Source organism: Rhodococcus sp. 15-649-2-2 (assembly GCF_002258645.1).
In the GTDB taxonomy this organism is placed as follows: domain Bacteria; phylum Actinomycetota; class Actinomycetes; order Mycobacteriales; family Mycobacteriaceae; genus Rhodococcoides.
In genome coordinates, this window is the sequence record NZ_NPFM01000016.1 from 244,922 (window position 1) to 267,509 (window position 22,588).

The 22,588-nt window shown below is 65.2% G+C and carries 22 protein-coding genes and 1 pseudogene; 10 read left to right on the forward strand and 13 right to left on the reverse strand.

What is annotated here, in order from left to right; genetic code table 11:
* Positions 1-5: 5 nt before the first annotated feature.
* From CH305_RS08865 to CH305_RS08890, 6 genes are read left to right on the forward strand one after another with little or no spacing between them, the layout of a single operon-like run.
* A complete protein-coding gene (locus tag CH305_RS08865) occupies positions 6-884 on the forward strand; it encodes a hypothetical protein (RefSeq protein WP_094703414.1) in 879 nt (292 codons plus the stop codon).
* Positions 881-3,067 (forward strand): cation-translocating P-type ATPase, encoded by a 2,187-nt coding sequence (locus CH305_RS08870; RefSeq protein WP_094703415.1) that lies wholly within the window; start codon positions 881-883, stop codon positions 3,065-3,067. Before CH305_RS08865 ends, CH305_RS08870 begins: the two co-directional genes overlap by 4 nt.
* A 43-nt stretch (positions 3,068-3,110) precedes the next feature.
* On the forward strand, positions 3,111-3,344 hold the full coding sequence (locus tag CH305_RS08875) for an RNA-binding S4 domain-containing protein (protein WP_032401604.1): 234 nt from the start codon (positions 3,111-3,113) through the stop codon (positions 3,342-3,344).
* Positions 3,341-4,078: a class I SAM-dependent methyltransferase gene (locus tag CH305_RS08880; RefSeq protein WP_094703416.1), complete on the forward strand. Its 738-nt coding sequence runs from the start codon at positions 3,341-3,343 to the stop codon at positions 4,076-4,078. The genes CH305_RS08875 and CH305_RS08880 overlap by 4 nt, the downstream gene beginning before the upstream one ends.
* Entirely contained in the window at positions 4,075-5,592 is a 1,518-nt protein-coding gene (locus tag CH305_RS08885; protein ID WP_094703417.1) for an NAD(P)/FAD-dependent oxidoreductase, read from the forward strand. The genes CH305_RS08880 and CH305_RS08885 overlap by 4 nt, the downstream gene beginning before the upstream one ends.
* Before the next feature lie 8 nt (positions 5,593-5,600).
* Entirely contained in the window at positions 5,601-6,056 is a 456-nt protein-coding gene (locus CH305_RS08890; protein ID WP_094703489.1) for a GNAT family N-acetyltransferase, read from the forward strand.
* Positions 6,057-6,107: 51 nt separating this feature from the next.
* Here the strand turns inward: CH305_RS08890 and CH305_RS29020 are convergent, their stop codons facing one another.
* Both CH305_RS29020 and CH305_RS08895 read right to left on the reverse strand, forming a co-directional pair.
* Positions 6,108-6,281, reverse strand: a complete 174-nt coding sequence (locus CH305_RS29020; protein ID WP_155292641.1) for a hypothetical protein — start codon at positions 6,279-6,281, stop codon at positions 6,108-6,110.
* Positions 6,282-6,319: 38 nt separating this feature from the next.
* The gene (locus CH305_RS08895; protein WP_170944665.1) at positions 6,320-6,769 is read right to left on the reverse strand and encodes an Hsp20/alpha crystallin family protein; all 450 of its coding nucleotides are present in this window, start codon (positions 6,767-6,769) and stop codon (positions 6,320-6,322) included.
* 229 nt (positions 6,770-6,998) lie between these two features.
* Between CH305_RS08895 and CH305_RS08900 the strand changes: the two genes are divergently transcribed.
* On the forward strand, positions 6,999-7,343 hold the full coding sequence (locus CH305_RS08900; protein ID WP_094703418.1) for a helix-turn-helix transcriptional regulator: 345 nt from the start codon (positions 6,999-7,001) through the stop codon (positions 7,341-7,343).
* Positions 7,340-7,829: pseudogene (locus tag CH305_RS08905) on the forward strand (SRPBCC family protein). The gene CH305_RS08900 and the pseudogene CH305_RS08905 overlap by 4 nt, the downstream one beginning before the upstream one ends.
* Here the strand turns inward: CH305_RS08905 and CH305_RS08910 are convergent.
* From CH305_RS08910 to CH305_RS08925, 4 genes are all read right to left on the reverse strand, one after another.
* Positions 7,813-8,217 (reverse strand): VOC family protein, encoded by a 405-nt coding sequence (locus CH305_RS08910; protein WP_212709781.1) that lies wholly within the window; start codon positions 8,215-8,217, stop codon positions 7,813-7,815. The pseudogene CH305_RS08905 and the gene CH305_RS08910 sit on opposite strands and share 17 nt — an antisense overlap.
* Positions 8,218-9,237 carry a DUF5914 domain-containing protein gene (locus CH305_RS08915; protein WP_179278233.1) on the reverse strand — a complete coding sequence of 340 codons (1,020 nt, stop codon included), beginning with the start codon at positions 9,235-9,237 and terminating at the stop codon, positions 8,218-8,220.
* A gap of 569 nt (positions 9,238-9,806) precedes the next feature.
* Positions 9,807-10,118, reverse strand: coding sequence for an AzlD domain-containing protein (locus CH305_RS08920; RefSeq protein WP_094703419.1), 312 nt, complete (start codon positions 10,116-10,118; stop codon positions 9,807-9,809).
* Positions 10,115-10,813 carry an AzlC family ABC transporter permease gene (locus tag CH305_RS08925; protein WP_094703420.1) on the reverse strand — a complete coding sequence of 233 codons (699 nt, stop codon included), beginning with the start codon at positions 10,811-10,813 and terminating at the stop codon, positions 10,115-10,117. The genes CH305_RS08920 and CH305_RS08925 overlap by 4 nt, the downstream gene beginning before the upstream one ends.
* Before the next feature lie 66 nt (positions 10,814-10,879).
* On the opposite strand from CH305_RS08925, the gene CH305_RS08930 reads away from it, so the two are divergent.
* A complete protein-coding gene (locus CH305_RS08930; RefSeq protein WP_032378835.1) occupies positions 10,880-11,437 on the forward strand; it encodes a helix-turn-helix domain-containing protein in 558 nt (185 codons plus the stop codon).
* A gap of 167 nt (positions 11,438-11,604) precedes the next feature.
* Positions 11,605-12,432, forward strand: coding sequence for an SDR family oxidoreductase (locus CH305_RS08935; RefSeq protein ID WP_032378836.1), 828 nt, complete (start codon positions 11,605-11,607; stop codon positions 12,430-12,432).
* Positions 12,433-12,516: 84 nt separating this feature from the next.
* Here CH305_RS08935 and CH305_RS08940 read toward each other — a convergent pair whose 3' ends face one another.
* The 7 genes from CH305_RS08940 to CH305_RS08970 form a co-directional block, all read right to left on the reverse strand.
* Positions 12,517-13,125 carry a response regulator transcription factor gene (locus CH305_RS08940; RefSeq protein WP_094703421.1) on the reverse strand — a complete coding sequence of 203 codons (609 nt, stop codon included), beginning with the start codon at positions 13,123-13,125 and terminating at the stop codon, positions 12,517-12,519.
* The gene (locus tag CH305_RS08945) at positions 13,126-14,271 is read right to left on the reverse strand and encodes a sensor histidine kinase (protein WP_179278234.1); all 1,146 of its coding nucleotides are present in this window, start codon (positions 14,269-14,271) and stop codon (positions 13,126-13,128) included. It abuts the gene before it with no gap.
* Positions 14,272-14,575: 304 nt separating this feature from the next.
* Positions 14,576-16,969 carry a phosphotransferase gene (locus CH305_RS08950; protein ID WP_094703423.1) on the reverse strand — a complete coding sequence of 798 codons (2,394 nt, stop codon included), beginning with the start codon at positions 16,967-16,969 and terminating at the stop codon, positions 14,576-14,578.
* Positions 16,970-17,029: 60 nt separating this feature from the next.
* Complete coding sequence (locus CH305_RS08955) at positions 17,030-18,463, reverse strand: DHA2 family efflux MFS transporter permease subunit (protein WP_094608985.1); 1,434 nt, start codon at positions 18,461-18,463, stop codon at positions 17,030-17,032.
* Positions 18,460-19,701 carry a hypothetical protein gene (locus CH305_RS08960; RefSeq protein ID WP_094703424.1) on the reverse strand — a complete coding sequence of 414 codons (1,242 nt, stop codon included), beginning with the start codon at positions 19,699-19,701 and terminating at the stop codon, positions 18,460-18,462. Before CH305_RS08960 ends, CH305_RS08955 begins: the two co-directional genes overlap by 4 nt.
* The gene (locus CH305_RS08965) at positions 19,698-20,279 is read right to left on the reverse strand and encodes a 4'-phosphopantetheinyl transferase superfamily protein (RefSeq protein WP_141215819.1); all 582 of its coding nucleotides are present in this window, start codon (positions 20,277-20,279) and stop codon (positions 19,698-19,700) included. Before CH305_RS08965 ends, CH305_RS08960 begins: the two co-directional genes overlap by 4 nt.
* Complete coding sequence (locus tag CH305_RS08970) at positions 20,276-22,585, reverse strand: beta-ketoacyl-[acyl-carrier-protein] synthase family protein (protein ID WP_094703425.1); 2,310 nt, start codon at positions 22,583-22,585, stop codon at positions 20,276-20,278. The genes CH305_RS08965 and CH305_RS08970 overlap by 4 nt, the downstream gene beginning before the upstream one ends.
* Positions 22,586-22,588: the final 3 nt, after the last annotated feature.

The window sequence follows — 22,588 nt, forward strand, 5'->3', positions numbered from 1 at the left end:
GTGTCATGAACTTCGGACGGCAGGAACTCGACGCCCCCACCAAACTCGTCGGATTCTTCGTGGGGATCGCATTTCTGTTTCTCGCGGCACTGTTCGTCGGCGACACGATCGGACCAGCGGCCCCGGCAACCGCGGCCGCGTCACACACCGGTCACGACGAGCACAACGAGGAGACATCGATTCCGGCCGGGCTCCAGGCCACCCAGGACGGCTACACCCTCGAGCTCGATCGATCCGTCGTCGAGTCCGGCCCGGCCGTACCGGTTGCCTTCACCATCCGGGGACCGGACGGGGCTGCTCTGGCCGACTACGACGACATGCACACCAAGGAACTGCACCTCATTGTCGTGCGACGCGATCTGACGGACTTCCAGCACGTACATCCGATGCGTGACGCGTCGGGAACATGGTCGACGGCTCTCGATCTCACTACGCCCGGCCCGTACCGACTGTTCGCTGATTTCACCCCGGCCGGCGGTGAGAACATCACCCTCGGAGCCGAGCTGACCGTTCCCGGCGAGTATCGGCCGCAGCCCCTGAGTCCACCGAATGTGACATCGAGTGTCGCCGGTTACACCGTGACGCTCGTCGGTGCAGTCACCGCGGGCACGAACTCCACCGTTTCCATGGCGATCGAGCAGAACGGACGCGAGGTCACCGATCTCGAGCCGTACCTCGGTGCCTACGGACATCTGGTGGCACTGCGGGCCGACGACCTGGCGTACCTGCACGCACACCCCGAAGAAGGGCCGCCGGGCCCGAGGGTCGACTTCACCGTCGACGCGCCCACGGCGGGAACATATGCGCTCTATCTGGACTTCCAGCACGGGGGCATCGTGCACACAGCCGAATTCACCATCGAGGTACAGGAGGGGCAGGCATGAGCCAGGAAACAGAGCTGATCCTCGGCGGCATGACCTGTGCGTCGTGCGCCAATCGCATCGAACGCAAGCTCAACAAGCTCGACGGGGTATCGGCGACGGTCAACTATGCGACCGAGAAGGCGCGAGTCACCAGTGACGGCGTGGCCACCGAGGATCTGATCGCCGCCGTCGAAGCCGCCGGTTACACCGCCACGCTGCCTGCCGCCGAGACCGCGGACGAACTCCCTACCGATCCGCTGAAACAGCGGTTGATCGTCTCGGCAGTGCTCAGCCTTCCGGTCATCGCGATGGCGATGATCCCGGCCTTCCAGTTCACCAACTGGCAGTGGCTGTCGCTGACGCTCGCTGCTCCCGTCGTCGTGTGGGGGGCTCTACCGTTCCACCGTGCCGCGTGGACCAACCTGCGGCACGGTACCTCGACCATGGACACCCTCGTCAGCATGGGAACCCTTGCGGCGCTGGGGTGGTCGCTCTACGCACTGTTCTTCGGCACCGCGGGCACACCTGGTATGACGCATCCGTTCGAGTTCACGATCGCGCGGACGGATGGCGCAGGCAATATCTACCTCGAGGCCGCGGCGGGGGTGACCACGTTCATTCTGGCGGGTCGCTGGTTCGAGAGTCGATCGAAGCGGCAGGCCGGGGCGGCGCTGCGCGCCCTCATGGACCTCGGTGCCAAGACGGTCTCCGTCCTGAAAGGTGTTAAAGAACAACAGATTCCGATCGATCAGTTGGCCGTCGGAGATCTGTTCGTCGTTCGTCCGGGTGAGAAGGTAGCCACCGACGGCACCGTCGAGAGCGGCTCCTCGGCCGTCGACCGATCGATGCTGACGGGTGAATCCGTGCCCGTGGAGGTCGGCATCGGCGACGCCGTGGTCGGTGCGACGGTCAACGTCGGTGGCCGAATCGTAGTGCGGGCAAGCCGAATCGGATCGGACACCCAGCTGGCGCAGATGGCGAAGGCAGTCGAGGATGCGCAGACGGGTAAGGCTCAGGCACAGCGCTTGGCCGATCGCATCTCCGGCATCTTCGTACCGATCGTCATCGCGATCTCGGTCGCCACGCTCGGGTTCTGGCTCGGTGCAGGCAGTTCCGCAGCCGGAGCGTTCACCGCTGCGGTCGCAGTGCTGATCATCGCGTGCCCCTGCGCGCTCGGATTGGCCACGCCCACCGCACTGATGGTCGGCACCGGCCGGGCTGCGCAACTCGGGATTCTGATCAAGGGCCCGGAGATTCTCGAATCCACCCGACGCGTGGACACCGTCGTACTGGACAAGACCGGCACCGTCACCACCGGCGAGATGACTCTGCATTCGGTGCACGTGGCCGACGGTGAGGACGAGGACGTTGTCCGTGCCGTGGCGGCAGCGTTGGAATCGGGTTCGGAGCATCCCATCGCCCGGGCCATCGCGGGTTCGACCCAGTCCACGGCTGTCGAGGAGTTCACCAGCCTCGAGGGCCTGGGGGTGCAGGGCGTCGTGGATGGGCGCGCTGCCGTCATCGGCCGTCGCACATTGCTGGCCGAATGGTCGATGCCCCTGCCGGCAGAGTTGGCCGACGCCTTCGAGACCGCCGAACATCAGGGCCGGACAGCCGTCGCGCTCGGGTGGGACGGCAAAGCCCGCGGGGTGCTGGTGGTCTCCGACTCGGTCAAGCCGACCTCGAAGCAGGCCGTCGCCGAACTGCGGGCACTCGGCCTGACTCCGGTGGTGCTGACCGGAGACAACGAGGCCGCCGCCCGGACCATCGCTGCCGAGGTGGGAATCGACCAGGTCATCGCAGGCGTGTTGCCGTCGGGCAAGGTCGATGCCGTTCGAGAGTTGCAGGCGTCGGGCAAGGTCGTCGCGATGGTCGGCGACGGCATCAACGACGCGGCCGCGCTGGCCACGGCCGACCTGGGCCTCGCGATGGGGACCGGCACCGATGTGGCGATCGAGGCCAGTGACCTCACCTTGGTGCGAGGAGATCTGCGGGCCGTCGGCGATGCCATCCGGCTCTCACGTCGCACGCTGAGCACCATCAAGGGCAACCTGTTCTGGGCCTTCGCCTACAACGTCGCCGCCGTTCCGCTGGCCGCTGCGGGCATGCTCAACCCCATGCTCGCCGGTGCCGCGATGGCTCTGTCCTCGGTGTTCGTGGTGAGCAACAGCCTGCGATTGCGGAGGTTCCGTTCGTCGATGTGACTCGTTGGTAGCAGCGAACGGCGCGCTAGTACAGGATGGAGCCATGTCCGACGCACACGATGTCCCCATTCGCGACGAATCGATCAGATTGGGTCAGTTCCTCAAGCTCGCCAACCTCATCGAATCCGGTGCCGAGGCGAAGGGCGTCATCGCCGACGGTCTGGTGAGCGTCAACGGCGACGTCGATGTGCGGCGCGGACGGCAGTTGCAGCACGGTGATGTCGTAACGGTCCAGGGTGGGCCCTCTGCCCGCGTGAGCAAGGAAGAGGCACTGTGAAGGTCGGTAAGAACGGACTGCCGCGTAACGAAGTTCCCGGAGCATTCGACGTCGGCGCGAAGGCGTACGACCGACTGGTCGGAGCGAACCCCGGCTATCACGAACATCTGCTCAAGTCAGCTCAGCGCCTGCGGATCCCCGATCTCGGTGCGCGCCTGCGTCTGCTCGACATCGGTTGCGGCACGGGCGCATCCACAGCCGCGCTGCTCGAAGCCGCACCGCACGCGGAGATCGTCGCTGCCGACGCGTCTGCCGAAATGCTCGAGGTGGCCCGTAGCAAGGACTGGCCGGCGAACGTGACGTTCGTGCACTCGCGTGTCGAGGACCTGGCGGTCAACGGGGTCGACGGCCCGTTCGACGCAATCCTGGCCGCGTATCTCATCAGGAATGTCGACGAACCCGACACCGAGCTCAAATCGCTTCTGTCGCTGCTCCGCCCGGGCTCGACCATCGCATTCCACGAGTACTCGGTACACGATTCGCTGCGAGCCAGGATCTCCTGGAACGTGGTCAGTTGGGGCATCATCATTCCGCTCGGTTGGCTGGCGACTCGCGACGCCACCCTGTACCGGCACCTGTGGCGCAGTGTCGTGACCTTCGACGGTGCCTCTGCCTTCATGCGGCGGATGCAGCGTGCGGGTTACACCGGCGTTGCCAGAGAGACGATGACCGGATGGCAGAACGGTGTGGTGCACACGTTCCTCGGCTCCCGGCCCGCGGAGGAAGAGCGTTGACCGATTCCAAGAAGGTCACCCATGCTGCGCCGCAGGGGTATTCCGATGCCGGTCAGTTGGCCGACGTTCCACATGTGGTGGTGGTCGGCGGCGGTATCGCCGGACTGAGCGCCGCAACAGCCCTGGCCGAGCGCGGCGTGAAGGTGCACGTGGTCGAGCGCGAGAGCTACCTCGGTGGCCGCGTCGGCGGGTGGGACACGACACTCGAGGACGGTTCGCCCGCGACCATGAGCCGCGGCTTCCACGCATTCTTTCGTCAGTACTACAACCTCCGAAACCTGTTACGCCGCACAGATCCGGGGTTGGCTCGGTTGCGTCCGGTGGACGATTACCCGCTGATCGACGGCGACGGCCGAATCGACGGTTTCAAAGGCCTGCCCGATACGCCGCCGCTCAACGCCTTCGCGTTTGTCAAGCGCAGTCCGACGTTCCGGTGGAAAGATCTCACCGACCTCAACGGCATCGCGGCACTGCCGCTGATGACGGTGAGCGTGCCGAAGACCTTCGACGAGCTGGACACCACTCCGGCCGCAGAGTTTTTGCGCAACATCAACTTTCCCGAGGCAGCGCGTCATCTGGCGTTCGGGGTGTTCTCGCGTAGCTTCTTCGCCGATCCCGAGAAGATGTCGGCTGCCGAGCTGGCGATGATGTTCCACATCTACTTCCTGGGTTCTTCCGAGGGGCTGATCTTCGACGTTCCCCGTGACCCGTATCCACAGGCGCTGTGGAATCCGTTGGGTGAGTACCTCACCGGGCTCGGTGTCGAGATCAGAACGTCGACACCGTGTGGCGAGATCACCCGCGGCGGCCTCCGCAAGTTCCGCGTCGACGCCGGCGGAATCATCGACGCCGACGCCGTCGTTCTCGCTACCGACATCGCCGGATTGCAGCGAGTGCTCGAGCAGTCACCCGAACTGGGGACGTCCGCGTGGCGCAAACAAGTTGCGGCGCTGCAGAACACACCACCGTTTCTGGTGCACCGAGTGTGGCTGAGCAAGCCGGTCAACGCAGATCGCCCCGCCTTCATCGGCACCGGCGGAATGCCGCCGATCGACAACATCAGTGTGCTCGAACGTTTCGAGGACGAGGCCGCGCAGTGGGCTGCCCGCACCGGCGGCTCCGTCGTCGAACTGCACGCCTACGCCGCCGAGGAATCCGAGGAAGTCACCCGCGCGCAACTGATGGATCGGATGCACGAGATCTATCCGGAAACGGCTGCGGCAGAAGTGATTGCCGAGCGGTCGGAATGGCGAGACGACTGCCCCATGTTCGGACTCGGAGCGTTCGCCGAGCGGCCTACGGTCCGCACTCCCGAACCTGCACTGGTCCTCGCGGGCGACGGCATCCGCATCGATCTGCCCGTGGCGTTGATGGAGCGCGCAGCCACCACAGGGTTGCAGGCTGCCAACACCCTTCTGTCGAGCTGGGGTATCGCGGGACATGACATCGAAACAGTGCCCACGAGTGGAAGATTCAAGATGTTCGACGCCATCGAAAAGCTCATGAATCGGTGAAGTCGGAGATGCGGATAGAGGTCGACGACCTGTCGCGTCCGGAAGTCCGTGCACTGCTCACCGAGCATCTCACGGACATGCACGCTACCTCGCCTGCCGAGAGTGTGCACGCCCTCGATCTGTCCGGCCTGAGCGGACCGGACGTCACTGTGTGGACTGCCTGGGCGGTGGACGCACTGCTGGGAATCGTTGCTGTGAAGGAGCTTTCACCCGATCACGGCGAGCTGAAGTCGATGCGCACGTCGGCGGCGGCGCGAGGTCGCGGAGTGGCGTCGAGTCTGCTCGTTCACGTGCTCGACGATGCGCGTCGACGCGGATACGGCCGGGTGAGCCTGGAAACGGGAACTCAGGACTACTTCGCTGCGGCCCGCAGGCTGTATGTGCGCCACGGATTCGTCGAGTGTCCGCCTTTCTGGGACTACGTGCTGGATCCGTCGAGCACGTTCTACTCGTTGTCGCTGTAAGGGTTCCGACGAAGAGGGCCGGCACCGAGTGTTCGGTGCCGGCCCCTCTCGTCACGCTGCTTGCTGCGTATGCGGGTAGAGATCGTCGTCGAGGGGCTCGGCTCGACACTGATCGAGCGCATCAGCCGTCGAGCATTCCCTCATGCTCGTCTCGACGCCTACCACCGTGCGCCACCAGTGCTCACGATCTGTCGATTCCGCCCACACCACTGCATCGGATTCCATGCGCATCACCCCCACTGCCGTGTCGTGGTCGGTTCGATTCAGGCCGGCTCGTGTTCGATGGACTTCTGCTCGCTGGTCGACTCGGTGCGAGCAATGTCGATCTTTCGAGGTTTCGCACGCTCTGCGAGCGGAATCGTCACCGACAGGACGCCGTTGTCGTAGGACGCAGCGATACGCTCGGTGTCGACGCCATCACCGAGTGAGACCTGGCGACGGTAGGTTCCGGCGAAGCGCTCCGAGGAAATCCACTGCACACCAGAGCTTTCCGGTACCGAACGATGAGCGGTGAGCGTCAAGGTGCCGCGATCGACGTCGACGTCGATGGATCCGGGGTCGATGCCTGGCAGATCGGCACTGAGTACGTAGTGATCATCGACCTTGTAGAGATCCATCGGCATGAATCGTGGGGCGCGGTCCGAACCGGAAGAGACACCCAGCATCGCCGAAGCCAGTGAATCGACGTCACGGAACGGATCGAATCGAAGCACAGCAACCACCTCCTGTACGCAGATGCGCTCACCCCTGTGGCGAGTCGCTCCTCAACTGTGCAGAACAGAAATTAGCACTCTCACCCTTGGAGTGCCAAGAGTCTGCGGGCAGTTTCTCGAGAAATTTTCAGCTCCAATAGTGCTGCGGCGCAGCGGGGGTCGAGTTCCTGCATGACGTCGCCGACACTTAGCCCTTGCGCTAAGTATTACTGCGGCAATAGTGTGCCTTATGGCTCAGTATCCGGAACTTCTCGACGACGTTTTCCAAGCCTTGGCCGATCCGACACGGCGCGCGGTTCTGGGTCGGCTCGGGTCGGGACCGGCAACTGTGGGCGAGCTCGCCGAACCGTTCGACATGACCCTGCCGTCCTTCATGAAGCATATTAGTCTGCTCGAGCGCAGTGGCTGGATAAGCACGCGCAAGGTCGGTCGAGTGCGCGCATGCACGATCGAGCGAGCCAACTTGGACGTCGCCGGTCACTGGCTACAAGAACAGCGGGCCGTCTGGGAATCCCGCACCGATCGCCTCGAACACTTCGTCACCGACACCTCGAAAGAAAGTGAAGCGCAATGACATCGATCGATCCTGCTCTGGACTTGACCATCTCCCGCGTCATCAAGGCACCACGCGCAGCAGTCTGGAGTGCGTGGACGGACCCGTCGAAGTTCGAGAAGTGGTGGATTCCCGCTCCCGCGCTGTGCCGCGTCGATGCCTGGGATCCGAAGCCCGGTGGCGCATTCCGCACACTGATCAGTGAGTCCGGGGGGGCCTTACGAGCCTCATATCGACGGTTGTTTCCTCGCCGTCGACGACGGTGAGCGCATCGTGTTCACGAACTCACTCGTCGAGGGATGGCGGCCCGCACCGCAGTTGTTCATGACCGCGGTGATCACGTTCGCTGATCATCCCGACGGAACGGATTACCGCGCCCACGTGATGCACCGCAACGAAGAGGATCGAAAGATGCACGAGGAGTACGGTTTCTACGACGGTTGGGGAACCGTCATCGGTCAACTGGCCGAGTTCGTCGAGGGTCAGGTGGTCAAAGATCCCACGTAGTGCGGAAGCCCGGTTCGGCTGAGCGGTCGACCAGTTCGATGTTTGCTCCGATGCTGTCGATCCGGTGATAGCTGAACGGCCGGCCGAGTGGGCAGGCATCGAACACGGTTTGTCCGACGCCGTCCAGGGCCGTGCGGTCCAAGTCCATGCTGTCGGACCAGAAGCCGAGGTGGTGGAATCGAGGGCCCGTCGTGCAGTCCCATGGACTACCGGGTGGGCCCTCGATCAACTCGAAATGTGGAGCGGCGATGGAGAATACGATGCGATAGGTCCACTCGCCCAGCGTTCCTGTACGAGGCGCTCGCCACCGTGCACCGGTCGTCGCCGACAGGTCCGACATCGCCGCGTCGAGATCCTGCACGGCGAAGCACACGTGGTAGAGCTGCACTCAGGCCCGGCCCGTCGAGCGCAGTTCGTAGCGGCGTTCGGCGTAGTCGAGGTCGTCCTTCCACAAGCGTGCGGCGGTGAAGTTCATCGCCGGTCGCAGCAGTCCGGATACCTTGCGCGCCATCTGGAAGCCCGGGCGATCGGAGCTGGCGATCGTGGCCTCGATGACGGCCGTACGCGGCGTGCCGTCGGCTGCTGGGGCCAGTGGCGTCGCATGCGTTTCGACGACGCTGCCCGCGCCTTCGCCGTCGAGGATGCGCATGACGATGGTGCGGGGACCGGGGCAGACGAACTCGGCCTGTACCGGAACTCCGACGCCGCGACTGACTCTGAAGGTCACGTCGACGAGGAAGCGATCTTCCTCGTCGGGCACGTCGATCTCGGTGGGCGCGCTGACCACCTTCAATCTCGCGAACGAGTACGGGTGGAACCACGCACCGTGCCAAGGATCGAGGCGATTGGCGATGATGTCGTCGGGCTCGCACTTGCCGACGAGAGTGACCACGCCGGCGATGGCGGTCGAAGCGGGCGGGCGGATCGGGACCACGGGGACGGGTGTCGGCTCCTCACCGCCGAGCTCGTCGAGTCGCACCCAGACCAGAACTCCATCGTCGAATGCGGGAACCGGACGCCAACCTGCCTTGCCCTTCGGGCCGAGCGCCAGACCGTGCCAGCGACAGACCAGCGCGTCGCACTCGATCTTCGCGGTGTCCAGCGCAGCGCCGAGATGCGGACACGCGCCGGGGCCGATGTGCACTTTGCCCGCCGAGTCACGCCAGGCAACGAGTTCGGTGGTGCCCACGTAACGACCGAACGGCTTGTCGGCCTTGATGTCGCGACTGGCGGCGAACACGAACCAGTTGCCCGAGGTCCGCGTCTTTGCGCGCTTGAGAGCGGACTCGATGACCTGGGGATTCGCGCCTTTCCAGGTGGGCTCCTGCTTGGCCCACGACTCCGACGGCAACGGCTGCAGAGGCATCGTCTTCGGCCACCGTCGTCGTACTGCATCCAGCGCGGTCATTGCTGCTCCCAATGTCGACAGTCGTTTTCCCGTGTTCCTCTTCCATTGTTCCCGTTCCCCGGTACTCGATGTGACATCTGGTGGCCTTTTCGGGGGTCAATGTCACATCGAGTGGACTTGGGGCGTCGGTGAACGGGAATGGGGGCAGTACGGGAGATGGTGACCCCATGGGACGGGTGGGTCCGCGCATGCGTCGGCGGTATCGGGCTGCTCGAGTCGACTGCTGTCAGTGTCCACAATTTGGCTCGAGGAGCGGGATTCCGTGGTTGCAGGGAAATAGTGGACGCTCAGGTCAGTTGGCTCGAGGTATCGATGACCTGGCGAAGCCGTGTGTCGATGGCACCCAGCAGGGGAGATCGCTGATGCGGCGCAATCGGGTGGTTGCCGTATCGGTAGTGGACGACAGGTTCGATGGCTAGGTCGCAATTGTTCCCGTTCCGCTGCACTCGATGTGACATCTGGTGGCCTTTTCGGGGGTCAATGTCACATCGAGTGGACTTGGGTGCGGTGTCGGCGAGCGCGGGGGACGGATTTGGGTGCGTCGGCGGATGTAGTTTGTGTGCGGATGGTCAGTTGACGCCGATCCAGCGCAGCCCCGCAGTGGTTGCTGCTGCGGCGATCACGATGACGACGAAGGGTGCTTTTCGCCAGGCGAGTATTCCCGCGACGGTGACGCCGATCGGGGCCGCGAAGCCCGCGAATTCCTTGCCCACGAGCAGGGTGGAGGTCGCGACCAACGCGACGAACACCACGGCAACCGATGTGTTCATGATCCTGTCGATGCGTGGCGAGATAGTGATGCGCGTGCGCAGTGCCGGCCCTGCGATGCGGAGCGCATAGGTGCCGACAACCAGTGCAATCAGCGGGATCGTGAGGTTCATGCGGGTTCCTTCTGGGTGCCAGGAGCAGTGGAGAGCATGGCCGGAACGACGGCGATCAACGAGAGGAGCACCGGGAGTCCACTGGGCAGGAACATCGAGGCGACCAGGGCGATCACTGCGCCGACGAGGGCGGCATTGCGGGTAGCTCGGTCTCGGAGGGCAGGCATGATCAGTCCCAGCAGGATGGCCGGAAACGCCGCGTCGAGTCCGAGTGCCGCCGTATCGGTGATCGCGCCACCGGCGAGCGTGCCGATCAGCACCCCGATGTTCCAGGTGACGAACAGTCCGATTCCGCACAGCCAGAACGCTGATCGACGGCTCGATTCGTCCTCTTCTACGACGGTGAAGGCGACTGCCTCGTCGGTGATCAGGTGGGTGCCCAGAAGCCGCTTCACCGGTGACACGTTCTCGAACACAGCTCCGATGGAGAAGCCGAGTGGAACCAGACGGACGTTGGCGAGCAGAGCGCTCGCGACTGCGGCGACGGGGTTGCCGCCTACGGCCAGTATGCCGACGAAGATGAATTGTGAGGAGCCCGCGAAGACCACCAGTGACATCACCACCGGTAGCCACAGCGGCAGGTCGGCGGCCACGGAGATCGCACCGAACGAGGCTCCGACGAGGGCGTCGGCCAGACAGACCAACGCGATGTCGCGGATGTTGACCCCCTGCAGGGTTCGCCATGTCGAACGCATGATCGTTATAGTGGACGATGTTAGGGTGTTCGTCAAATCAAACGCACGTACCGATGGAGTGAACGAATGGCGGATACCGGTCCACCGATAGCAGCTATCGCCGCAGCCCTCCAGCAGGAACGACGACGCGTCGGACTCTCTCTGGCCGAGGTGGCCCGCCGTGCCGGTATTGCGAAGTCGACTCTGTCGCAGCTGGAATCGGGAACAGGGAACCCCAGTCTCGAGACCCTCTGGGCGCTCAGCGTCACACTGGGCGTGCCGTTCTCCAGACTGGTCGAGCCCGCTAAGCAGTCGGTCCGCCTGATCCGTGCGGGAGAAGGGCCGAGATTCGCGTCGGACAGAGCGGACTACACAGCAACGCTGCTGGCGTCGTCACCGCCGAACGCCCGACGGGACATCTACCTGATCAGCGCGGACGTCGGCGAGCCGAGGCGCTCGGACCCGCACTCGCCGAATGTCGTCGAGCATGTGGTGCTCAGTGCAGGACGAGCCCTGGTGGGGCCGACGGGAGAGGCCGTCGAACTGGCCCCGGGCGACTACGTCGCCTACCCCGGAGATGTGCCGCACATCTTCGAGGCGCTGGAGCCGAACACCATGGCGGTGATGATCACCGAACACAGCTGACGTGCGGGGAATAGTCGGCGAAGGCACCTCGTTGGACTCTTTCGACGGCGTTCGCTTGGCAAGCCCCGGGCCTCACCCCATTTGTCGCTACGAGCGACCACTCGCCGAGAGGCGTTTGCAGCGGACGTCGTCCCTACTTTTGTCCGTGTAGCGAAGGGACGAGTTTCATGGCAGCGAAGACTTGGTTCATCACCGGTACATCCAAGGGGTTCGGACGCGAGTGGGCGATCGCAGCCCTCGAGCGCGGCGACCGCGTGGCGGCAACCGCCCGCAACACAGACACCTTGAAGGATCTCGTCGAGCAGTACGGCGATGCGATTCTGCCGATCGAACTGGATGTGAACGACCGTGCCGCCGACTTCGCGGCAGTCCAGCAGGCCTACGACACGTTCGGCTCACTCGACATCGTCATCAACAACGCCGGCTACGGTCAGTTCGGCATGATCGAGGAGATCTCTGAGGAGGACGCCCGCGCGCAGATCGAGACCAACGTCTTCGGAGCGCTGTGGGTCACGCAGGCGGCGCTGCCGTTCATGCGTGAGCAGGGGAGTGGCCACATCTTGCAGGTGTCGTCCATCGGCGGAATCTCCGCGTTCCCGAATGTCGGTGCGTACCATGCCTCCAAGTGGGCCCTCGAGGGATTCAGTCAGGCGTTGGCCCAGGAGGTCGAGGACTTCGGCATCCATGTGACGTTGATCGAGCCGGGCGGGTTCTCCACCGACTGGTCCGGCCCGTCTGCCAAGAAGTCGACCGACATCGCCGCGTACGACCCGATTCGAGACAAGGCAGCGAAGCTGCGCAGTGCCCGGCAGGCAACTCCCGGTGATCCGAGCGCTACACGGTCGGCACTGCTCAAGGTAATCGACGCCGAAAAGCCGCCACTGCGAGTCTTTTTCGGCGATGCACCGCTGCAGATCGCAACGAAGGACTACGAGTCGCGACTGGCCAACTGGCGCGAATGGCAGCCCGTGGCCGTCGAGGCGCACGGAGGCTGAGTATTCAGCGGACCTGAAGGTTCACGATCGCATCCGGTCGGCGGCTTCCCGCGCACGAGCGACGATCGTGAACAACCAGGTCCGCTACAGCCACCCGTTTTCGCGTGCGGTGCGGATGGCCTCGAGTCGACTGTTCGAGCCCAGCTTGGTGATGGCACTGGAAAGGTAGTTGCGCACGGTTCCGGGGCTGAGGAACAGGCGCTCTGCGATGGACTTGGTCGACAATCCCGCGTCGACCAATCGAAGCACGTCCAATTCACGGTCGCGCAGCGGATTCGGTCCGGCGCGCAGTGCCTCGGCTGCCAGCGCCGGATCGATCACAGTGTGCTTGGAGACGACAGCCTTGATGCCGTCGAGCAGATGAAGTGCATCGGTGGACTTGAGCAGATAGCCATTCGCGCCGGCAGCGAGAGCGTCGTGCACATGTCCGCTGCCAGGTAGCGCTGTCAACAGCAAGACCGGTGTGACGATCCCTGCCCGACGCAGATCGGCGGTGGCCTCGATGCCCGTCAACCCTGGCATGTCGATGTCCATGAGGATGATGTCCGGAGTCAGCTCCGTTGCGGCGGCGCGTACTTCGTCTCCACGGGCCACTCGCCCGACGACCTCGATATCGGGGTCGGTGGAGAGCAATACCTCGAAGGCCTCGGCGAGCAGTGCCACGTCCTCGGCCAGCAACAGCCTGATTGTCACTTACTCTCCCTTGCTCAACGGTATTCGAGCCAGCACGACGAATTCTCCGTCAGTGCTGCACTCAGCAGTGAGCTGCCCCCCGATTCGAGCCACCTGGCCCGTCAGGTCAGTGATACCGGTACCTGAAACACCGATCCGTTCGGCGACGTCCCTGGTGATGCCATCGTTGGTGAACTCCAGGATGTGCGACGCGGACTCCACCGCCACTCGCACCGAGCAACGACGCGGATGCGCATGCTTGAGCATGTTGGTCGACGCTTCCCGCACGATCGCCGCGAACACCCGATCGACGTTCTCGTCCTCCGGCGGCTCGACCTCCGCATGGCAGACGATGTCGAGTCGGGCGCACATGGCTTCGACCGTCGCGAGTTCGGAGGCCAGGTCGGCCAGGATGGGCCCGGTCGTCAACCGTCGGAGATCTGCCTGACCGGCACTGAGAACCTGATGGACGTGATCGAGCTGCTCCCGTGCTCGCTCCGGATCGACCGTGAACAGCTGAATTGCGGCCTGGTTTCGCAACAGGGCCGTCACGAGAGTGCGACCGATGACGTCGTGCAGATCCCGCGAAATTCGGTGCCGTTCGGCGTCCACCTGCAATCTGGCCACCTCCTCTCGTGAGGCATGAAGTGCGATGAGTGATCGAGCGAGTTCGGAGAAGGCAATCAGGACCACGGCCAATCCGACGGTCCCCAACAAGATTCCGAAGGCCTCCAGCTCGTCGTCGCGATCGGCGTACACGGTGGCTGCCGTGACGAGCGCGAATACGCCTCCGATGGCGAGCCCTGCCCACCGCCCTCGGACCAGAGTTGCGGCGACAGCAACGGAAATGCAGCAGGTTTCCCACGTTTCCGACAGCGGGATGTTGACGATCCCGAGCGGAATTGCGACCCACCCTGCAATCCTCAGCCTCGGGCCGATGTAGTTGTGAGCGAGTGCGTACTGGGCCAGGGCCAGGACGGTGCCGACGAACACGACGATCGCAGCCGCCACCACAGCGACCGGCCCCCCGGTGTCGACGCGACGCTCGAAGATGTTGGTGAGCCCGAGGAATGAAATGAGGCCCACGACGAGCCACGTCGCAGCGAAAGCGACGGACTCGCTGGGGTATCTGTCGCGGGAACGGGTACTGCCGATCTGCGCTGTCACGGTGGCTGCTTTCTCGGGAATCGACTCGCACTATCGATCACCGGGCCAACCCTATCGGCGCAGGAGAGCAGATCGGTCAGACGCACCAGCCGTTGACCGAAACCCCGCTCATGGCGGCGACGATGTCGATGGAGTCGGCGGACTTGTCGACGGTGAGCTCGTGCAGTTCGGCGATGTTCATGATCGGACCCCTCGTTCGTGTGAATGTGACACCGAAAATATTGCCGAAGTGACCCCCCCGAGCGGCAGTACCTGCCATCACGTGTTCCGTATGACGCGGTGCGCACCGCGAACATGACACCCGTCATGTCGAGAACCCGCAGCTCGACGCGAATGCGGCTACCGGATCCTGTGCGAGTGCTATCAGTGCGCCGGCGGCTCCGGTCGCGAGATCCGTTGTGTACCGGGCATTCTGGTCACCCATGAACATGATATTGCCGTCGACGTTGCCTACGGACCAGCAGAGCCGCCGAGTGAGCTCGGGCAAGTACGGGTGCTCACCCGTCGATATCGCGTGTGCGGCGACGGCCAATCCTGCTCGGCCCTCGTACAGTCCGCCGAACGCCACGATCGGGGTCGCCGCTGCTGCCGAGAGTCCGGCCACCGTGTCGGCATCAATCTCGATGCCGCACATTCGGGCGGCCACCGCCGCACCTCCGCTGCCGCGTCCCAGGTACGGCAGCAGCACGCTGTCCTGTCGACCGTACAAACCGCTGGCTCGCTGTTCGCACGAGCGCAGGTCCCAGTCCAGCGCTGCCGCAGAGACGGCTCCGGTATCCCCGTCCAGCAATCTACCGAGAGTGTCTGCTGCACAGGCGACTCCCGCGCCGCCGAACCCGATTCCCGGGATGTGATCGACGGGTCGACTGCTCGACGTCGGTAGGGACTCGGTGAGCTCGAGCGCTCTGTCTCGGAGATCGTCGCGTCCGGTCGCCCGGGCGATGTGGGCGTAGGCGAGAGCGATGCCGGCGTTTCCGTTTCGCCACCACGGGCACGAGGGGTCGGGTCGGCCGTCGTCCAGGCGAGTGAGTACCTGCTCGGCCGACGAAATATCGCCCAGTTCGCTGAGCGCCCAGGCAATTCCGTGTCCACCGTCCCCGAATCCAGAGGCCAGCTGCGGCACCGCGTGTGCCGCTTTCGCCAACCACTCCACGCCGGCACCGAGAAACGCGCGGTCCGCTCCGCAACGCTGCAGTTCGACGAGTACCCCTGCCGTCCCCCACAGCAGAGACAAGCCCGCACCGAGTACGTGAAATCGACGATGGTCGACGGGAAACAGTGAATCCGACGCGTCGAGCGTTGCTGAACGGCATATTCCGTCCACCAGTGCGCCGGCGGTCGGTGCCGGGAGTCGCTCCACGTGCGGGGCCAACTCGAGATCGGCCCGCGCAGCGGCGAGCATGTCGGCGCGCACCGCTGTCGATGTAGCGTTCGCCGCAGCAGGATGCACCAGGGCGTCGGCGATGTTTGCTACGGCTGCGAGATCGCCCTGCGGAGTGGGAGGTCCTCCGGTCGAGTAGCCGGCCGCCGCGATCCCGCGCGAGCACGAGACTCCGTCGACCGCACACGACTCGAAATCGATCAGCGTCGCCGAACCATCCTCCTGCATCACCACATTGGCCGGATGCACGTCTCCGTGCGCGACACCTGCGGCGTGCATGATGTCGAGCGCCCGGCGCACGGCGGCGAGGACGTCGTCGGTCCACGCGACGTACCCCGAGTCCTCGACGTCGAGGCCGGGAATGACGGCGGGATGACGGCGTGCTTCGTGATGAACCAGTGTTCCGATCCCTACGTCCTGCATCACGAGGAAGTCGCTGGGGCCGATGGTTCCGAACCAGATCGGCTCGGGCGCAACTCCGCTCCCGGAGAGTCGTTGTAGCGCAGTGTGTTCCTGAGCGAGTCGAACGGGTGAAGCAATGCCGTCGAGATCGAGGCCGGCGCGATGACGAGCTTCCTTGACGACGACGGCGCGTCCGTCGTCCCACGTACCGCGGTAGACGCCACCCGCATTGGTGCGATGAATCAGCCGCGCGTCCCGCAGCGGCAGCGTTGCCGCGGTCAGCGTCCGGCGATGCTCGGCCGCCACGGCATCGGCGAACGGGTGCGCGGGCGACTCGCCGGCCGAGCCCCGACGGTCGTGCTCGAGCTCCCCACCGCGACGGATGGCCGGTACCACGCCGTCCGCGGTAGCCAGCCACTCGCCGACGAACGCGCCGAAGCGCAGGTGCACCGATGAGGTCCCGATTCTGGGTTCACCGACGATGTCCGGCCCCTCGACACCGTCGAGCGCGTCCACCAGTGCCAGGCACAGATCCTCCAGTGCGTCCGGCTCGGGGTAACACACCACGACCTTGCCGCTGTGGGCCGTGGGCGCGAACTTCATCTGCAGCGCATGCACGAGTCCGGACGAGCGGAGGTGCTTGAACGCGACACCGTGATCGACACACACGCGGGCGGTGTCCTGCACCGACCTCGCCGCGTGATCAGGATGCGCGGAGATGTGTACCTTCCACCCGGAGTGCGAGAGCGGGGCGGCAGGACTGTGCGACCGCCACGGCCCGCTGTCGCTCGAAATCCACTGCGAGGGCAGCGCGGGATCGGGAAAAAGACCCCGCAACCAGGGCGAGGCCTCCGCCCAGGGCGGCGCGAAGAAGTGCTCGTGCCCCAGTGCGAAGAACCCCCAGTCGACGCCCATGCGGTCATCGTTACTCGTGCAGACGAGTTTCGCAACAGCAACAGGGCCAGGTGGTCGGTATCAGGACTCGGTGCGGACCTCGGCCCTGGCCAGCGCGATGGCGGGCAGGAGCGTCACTGCAGCGGCACCGACGAGCCACCAGCTGGTGTGCGCGAACGCCTCGGGGACCAAACCGCCGTGCACGGTCGCGGCCCTGGAGAGCACGAGCGAGACGATCGCGGCCGCCAGAGCGCCGCCGATCCGCTGCAGCAAATTGAGCTGAGCTGCGGCGTCGGCGATCGACTCGGCGGGGCTTGACTGGTACGCCCGGGTCATCACCGCGACCACCGCAAGGCCGATGCCCGCCCCTCGGACGACGAGCAGTCCACACAGCAGCGGATAGGACGTATCGTCGGACAGGGTGACGAGCGGGACGGTCGCGACAAAGGTGGCGACGATACCCACGATCATCGTGCGGCCCGCGCCCCACCGCCGCATCAGGCGCGGGCAGAGACTCCCGGAAATCACCACGCCGAGACCCGCGGTGGAGAGCAACAGTCCGGTGGTGACACTGGATTCACCGCGGGCGGCCGAGAAATACAGCGGAATGACGACCATCGGGGCGTAGAGCAGGAAGCCGAGGAGAAAGACGTTCACGGAGGCACGAGCGAAGATGCGATGACGCATCAGGCTCAGATCGAGCAACGGGTGTTCTATTCGGTTCTCGCGCAACACGAACAGCATCAACGCCACTGCACTGATCGACGCGAGCCCGGCAACCCGGATCCAACGCAACGAATCATCCTGCGACAGAGCGGAGATGGCGGAGACAGCACAAACCGTCGCGGTGGCACCGGTCACCAACCCGAGGACATCGAGTGGTCGAGGGCGTCCAGTGGGCCTAGGTCCTACGACGAAGGCTCCGATGCAGGCGATGCCGATGCATACCGGAACATTGAGCCAGAACACGGCGGGCCAGCCGCCGACCTCGATGAGCAAGCCGCCCACCGTCGGTCCCAACAAAGGACCGATGAGTTGGATGCTGCCGTTGAGAGCCTGCACACGAGCGAATTGCTCACGGGAGACATCCCGCGCGACCAGAACGGTGGCCAGGGGGATGATGATTCCTGCCGCAGCACCGGAAAGTACACGCGAAGCGACGAGTAGTTCGAGGGACGGACTGAGAGCGCAGAGCGCAGAGCCGAGGCCGAACAACGTGATTGCGCCGAGATATGCCCGTCCTGCACCGATCCGGGCGGCGAGCCAGCCGGCCAGCGGCATCGCGGCGACCAAGGCCAGGAGATACCCGGTGACGATCCATTGCACCTTGTCGATGGTGCCGAACCGTTCGGTCACCGAATGCAGCGCGACGTTGACGACGGTGGTGTCCAGGGTCGCCAGCAAGGTTCCGGCCAGGGCGCAGGCGATGGTCACGCGGGCTCTGCGCGAGGGTGCGGTCTCGGTGGGCGCGGCTGCGGCCGTGTCGGATTCCAGTTCGACGGTACGGATGGTCATCGGATACTTCCTCGGTTGGCGGGGTCGCCGCCCGGCAGCGCCGCGGCGTTCGCAGCACCGCCGAGGGCAACGGAGGCGTAGTTGAGCAGGGCCAGGCACAGCTCTGGGTCGTCGTCGCGCCGGCAGCCGAGGGTCAGTACCGTCGACCTCGACGTCGTGACGGCACTGACGAACATCGACGCGTGCGGCACGACCATCGGCAGTGTACTGATCGTCATCGGGTCGAAAGATGCTGTACCGAACAGACTCTCGTCGATGCTGCCGTGGTCGGAGATGATTGCAGTGACGGGATGCCCACCGGGGGAGTCGGTGCCCAGAGCGGAGTCGAGAGTTCTGGCGAAGCCGTTGGAGGCGCGATAGTCGCTGCGGTACGGGTCGAGTTCTCGGCCGCGCATAAGGGCCATCAACACTGCGCCCTGGGCGGCCCGAGCGTCCGTGTCGCCGGTGATCGGGATCGCGATGGGCGAGGACAGATTGGCGGTGGATCGGACGCCGGGGCTGTGCCGTCGCAGATCGACGGGAATCGACACGGTGCCTGCATCCGATCGCAGTGACTTCGCCACTGCTGCCACGATGTGTCCGACTACCGGTTCGGTGACCGGCGGAAGTTCGGCTCGATACCAGCACGCTGTCGTCTCCTCGCTGTTGCCGCTACGACGAAGCGGTGAGGGACGTGTCTGCGGTGCCGGCGACGGCGCGCTGCGCTTGCCGAATGTCGGTGCTCGGCGTGCGACGTCGATATCGGCGTCCTCCGACGGAAAGCCCAGGGCCGCTTCCCCTCGAAGCTCGCGGAACACGTCGGCGAGCCAGGCGGTGAAGCCGTGTCCGTCGGTGACCGCATGATCGACCACGGCTGCGATGCGGGTGCGCGCGTCGGTGGCCACAGCCGGATCGGAATGCCCGACGGCGATCCGCACCACCGGGCCCTCGGTGATGTCGATCGGATCGTGAAAGAACGCTGCGCCGGAGTGCAATCGGTCGATCGGCAGATGGGCGACCACCGGTAGAGGACCGCCGCCGTGCCAGGTGGCACCGCGCCGACGCACCGACAGTCCGGGGGCGAGGGCGAACGCCGCCGCGACGGCCGCGTCGAATTCCGCCGGGTCGATCGATCCGGTGCCGTCCACCACCAGGCGAATGAGGGTGTTCGCGCCGAGGGTGCGGGCGTTGACGTAGGTGCGTTCCACCCGCGAGAGCCGTCGACGATACCGGTGGTCGAGTACTGGTGCGGCGCTCATGCTGCCTCCTCGAATCTGGGCGAACCGTCGATCACGCTGCAGCGCAGCGGTAGTGGTTCGGTGGTGACAACTGCCACGGCACTGCCGTCGGGCCTGACGTCGGTGTGGACCCAGTAGCCGTCGTGCATGGGCCGCCAGCCGGGGGCTGCGTCGGGCAGGCGCACTCCGTGGAACGTCTCCTTTGTCAGATGCGAGGCCTTGATGAGCGCCTCGCATTCGGCGAACTGGGCGATGGTGCACGGACCGGGTAGTCCGACCAGCTCGCCCAACCACGCCAACGCCAACGGCCGAGGGCGCGAATCCTGCAGGTCCACCCCCACCGGGGCGCTCGGGTGCAATGCCACGACCGCATCGGCACCACAGTGCGCCACCGAGGCATGCAGGCCATGATCGGCAACGGTCCAGCGCCGCAGTGCATCCGCGCGTATAGACCGCCGGTCCGGTGCGACGCCGGCACGGCACTGCACGGCCGTAGCGATCAGACCACGACCGTGCAGTCGTACCGGATAGCCTGCGCGATCGCGTGGAAGAGAGCGTCGGCGAGAGGAGATCACGTCGATGACGGCAGAGGTCCTCACGAGAGCCTCCGGGCGACCAACGCGGCGTAGCTGCCGCCGTACGCCTGAGCCGACACCAGTACTCGGGACGGGCCCTCGGGCGTCGACAGTGCGGTCACCAGACCGATGGCGGACGAGGAGCCGAACGTCTCGCCCGTGCTGTTCTTGAACAGATGCCGAGCCGAGTCGGCGAGTCCCGTTGCAGCAAAGGCAGAGTGCTCCGCACGGGAGAGTAGATCACTTCCGACCGCCGAGGGAACTACGGCATCGACATCTGTGGCGTCGATGCCGGCCTGCTGCAACGCGGTCGTTATCGCCGAGCTCCAGTGGGCACCGTTCGGATCTATTCGTCCGACGCCGTCGGTGTCGCCAGCGGATCCGAATCCCTCGAGTGCCGCCACCGGAGTCACTCCGCGCGCCGTCGCGGCATCCTCGGACTCGACGAGGAATGCGGCGCATCCCTCGCTGAGCACCATGCCGTCGCCGGTCTCGGCCTCCTCGACGCCGCGATATCCGGGGAACCCGGCCACGGTGCGAGCAGCCATCTCGGGGAATTCGTCCGCGATGACAACGAGGATGCGCTTGGCGGCCCCGCGTTCGATGACTCGGTTGGCCAGGTGCAGGGCCGCGATCGCACTGGTTCCACCCGTCGAAATGGTGGCCGTGTAACCGCGAAAGCGATTGAGCATGGCCAGATGTCCGGCGGCGGCGTTGACGACGGTGTTGGGAAACACCAGAGCATTCGCTCCGGCCGCGCCGTGTTCGACGATGCCGCGGTGGAAATCCGACACGGCCGTCGTCGGGCCGTAGCCGGTCGCGAAGATCACGCCGGTCTCTTCGGCCTCGGCGCGCGTGAGCTTGCCGAACTTTTTCAGTAGGTCGTTGGTGGCGGCGGCGGCCAAGATGCTGAGGGGATCCATCCGACGAAGCTTTGCGGGATTGATGCCCTTCGACAGACCGCGAGTATTCGCCTTGCCGAACAACATCGACTTCTCCGACGGTTCGATTGTCTCGACCCCGAACAACGGCGTTCCCGACGCCACCGCGGCCACGGTCTCCTCGGTGGACGTGGCGGTACCAGCGATGGCGGACATCCCCGTGATGACCGCGGTGGTGCGGACGCGGCGCGGGGCGATGTGCTCGTCACGTGTCTGTCCGGCGCGGGTGATGACGAGCGAGGCGTTGTTGCCGCCGAAGGCGAACGAATTGGACAGCACCACATCGGTCTTCGCGGACCGTCCGATATCGGGGACGATATCGAGGCCCGTCGCTCCCTCGAGGCCGCGGGTGTTGACGGTGGGTGGTTGAAGGTCGGTGGCAATGGCGAGGATGCAGCACACCGCCTCGACGGCTCCGGCTGCGCCGAGGGTGTGTCCGATCATCGACTTCGTCGTGCTGGCGGGTGGCGCATCCTTGCCGAACACGGCCCGAATCGCTTTGGGCTCCACCACGTCGTTGGTCGGTGTACCGGTGCCGTGCAGGTTGACGTAGTCGATGTCGTCGGCGTGGAGCCCCGCTGTGCGGAGCGCCTCGGTGATCGACCGCGCTGCGCCCTCGCCGGTGGGGTCGGGCGCCGTCTGGTGGTAACCGTCGAGTGTCAGGCCGTAGCCGGCGACCTCGGCGATGACCCGAGCCCCGCGGTCACGGGCCTCGTCGGTGCGTTCGAGAATCATGAACCCTGCGCCCTCGCCGAGCGAGATTCCGGTGGACGCAGCCATCGGAGAGCACGGCTGCGGATCCAGAGCACCCAGGCACGTGAACCCGTGGGCCGACAGGGACGCGAGAGGGTCGACGCCGCCGCAGAGCACCACGTCCACCTCGTCGTTCCACAACAGTTCGGCGGCGTAGCCGACGGCAACGGCACTAGCAGCGCAGGCATTGGACGTCACGATGCGGGGGCCCGAGATGCCGAACTCTCCCGCGATCCAGTCGGCGACACAGTGCAGCTGCGAATTCGCTACGGCCACATGATCGAAACCGGACGTCTCCACGAAACGTCGATGCTCGGCCTCGAGAGTAGGCATGGCCCCCAGACTGCTGCCGACGACCACGGCGACGCGTCGATCCGACCGCGCCGGGTCGAAGTCGGCACCGGCGAACGCCTCGCGGATCGCGCGTTCGGCCAGGGCGTAGCACCGGTCCAGGTCCTCGCGCAATGGCGCTTCGACCATGCCGGCCCATTCGGTACGTAGTTGAGATGTGTCGAACAGGGTGTTGATGCGGATGCCGGACCGGCCGTTGGAGATGGCATCCCAGCATTCCTCGGTGGTGGCACCTGCGGCCGTGATGAGCCCGACGCCGGTGACGGCGATCTCCTGATCTGTCATGTC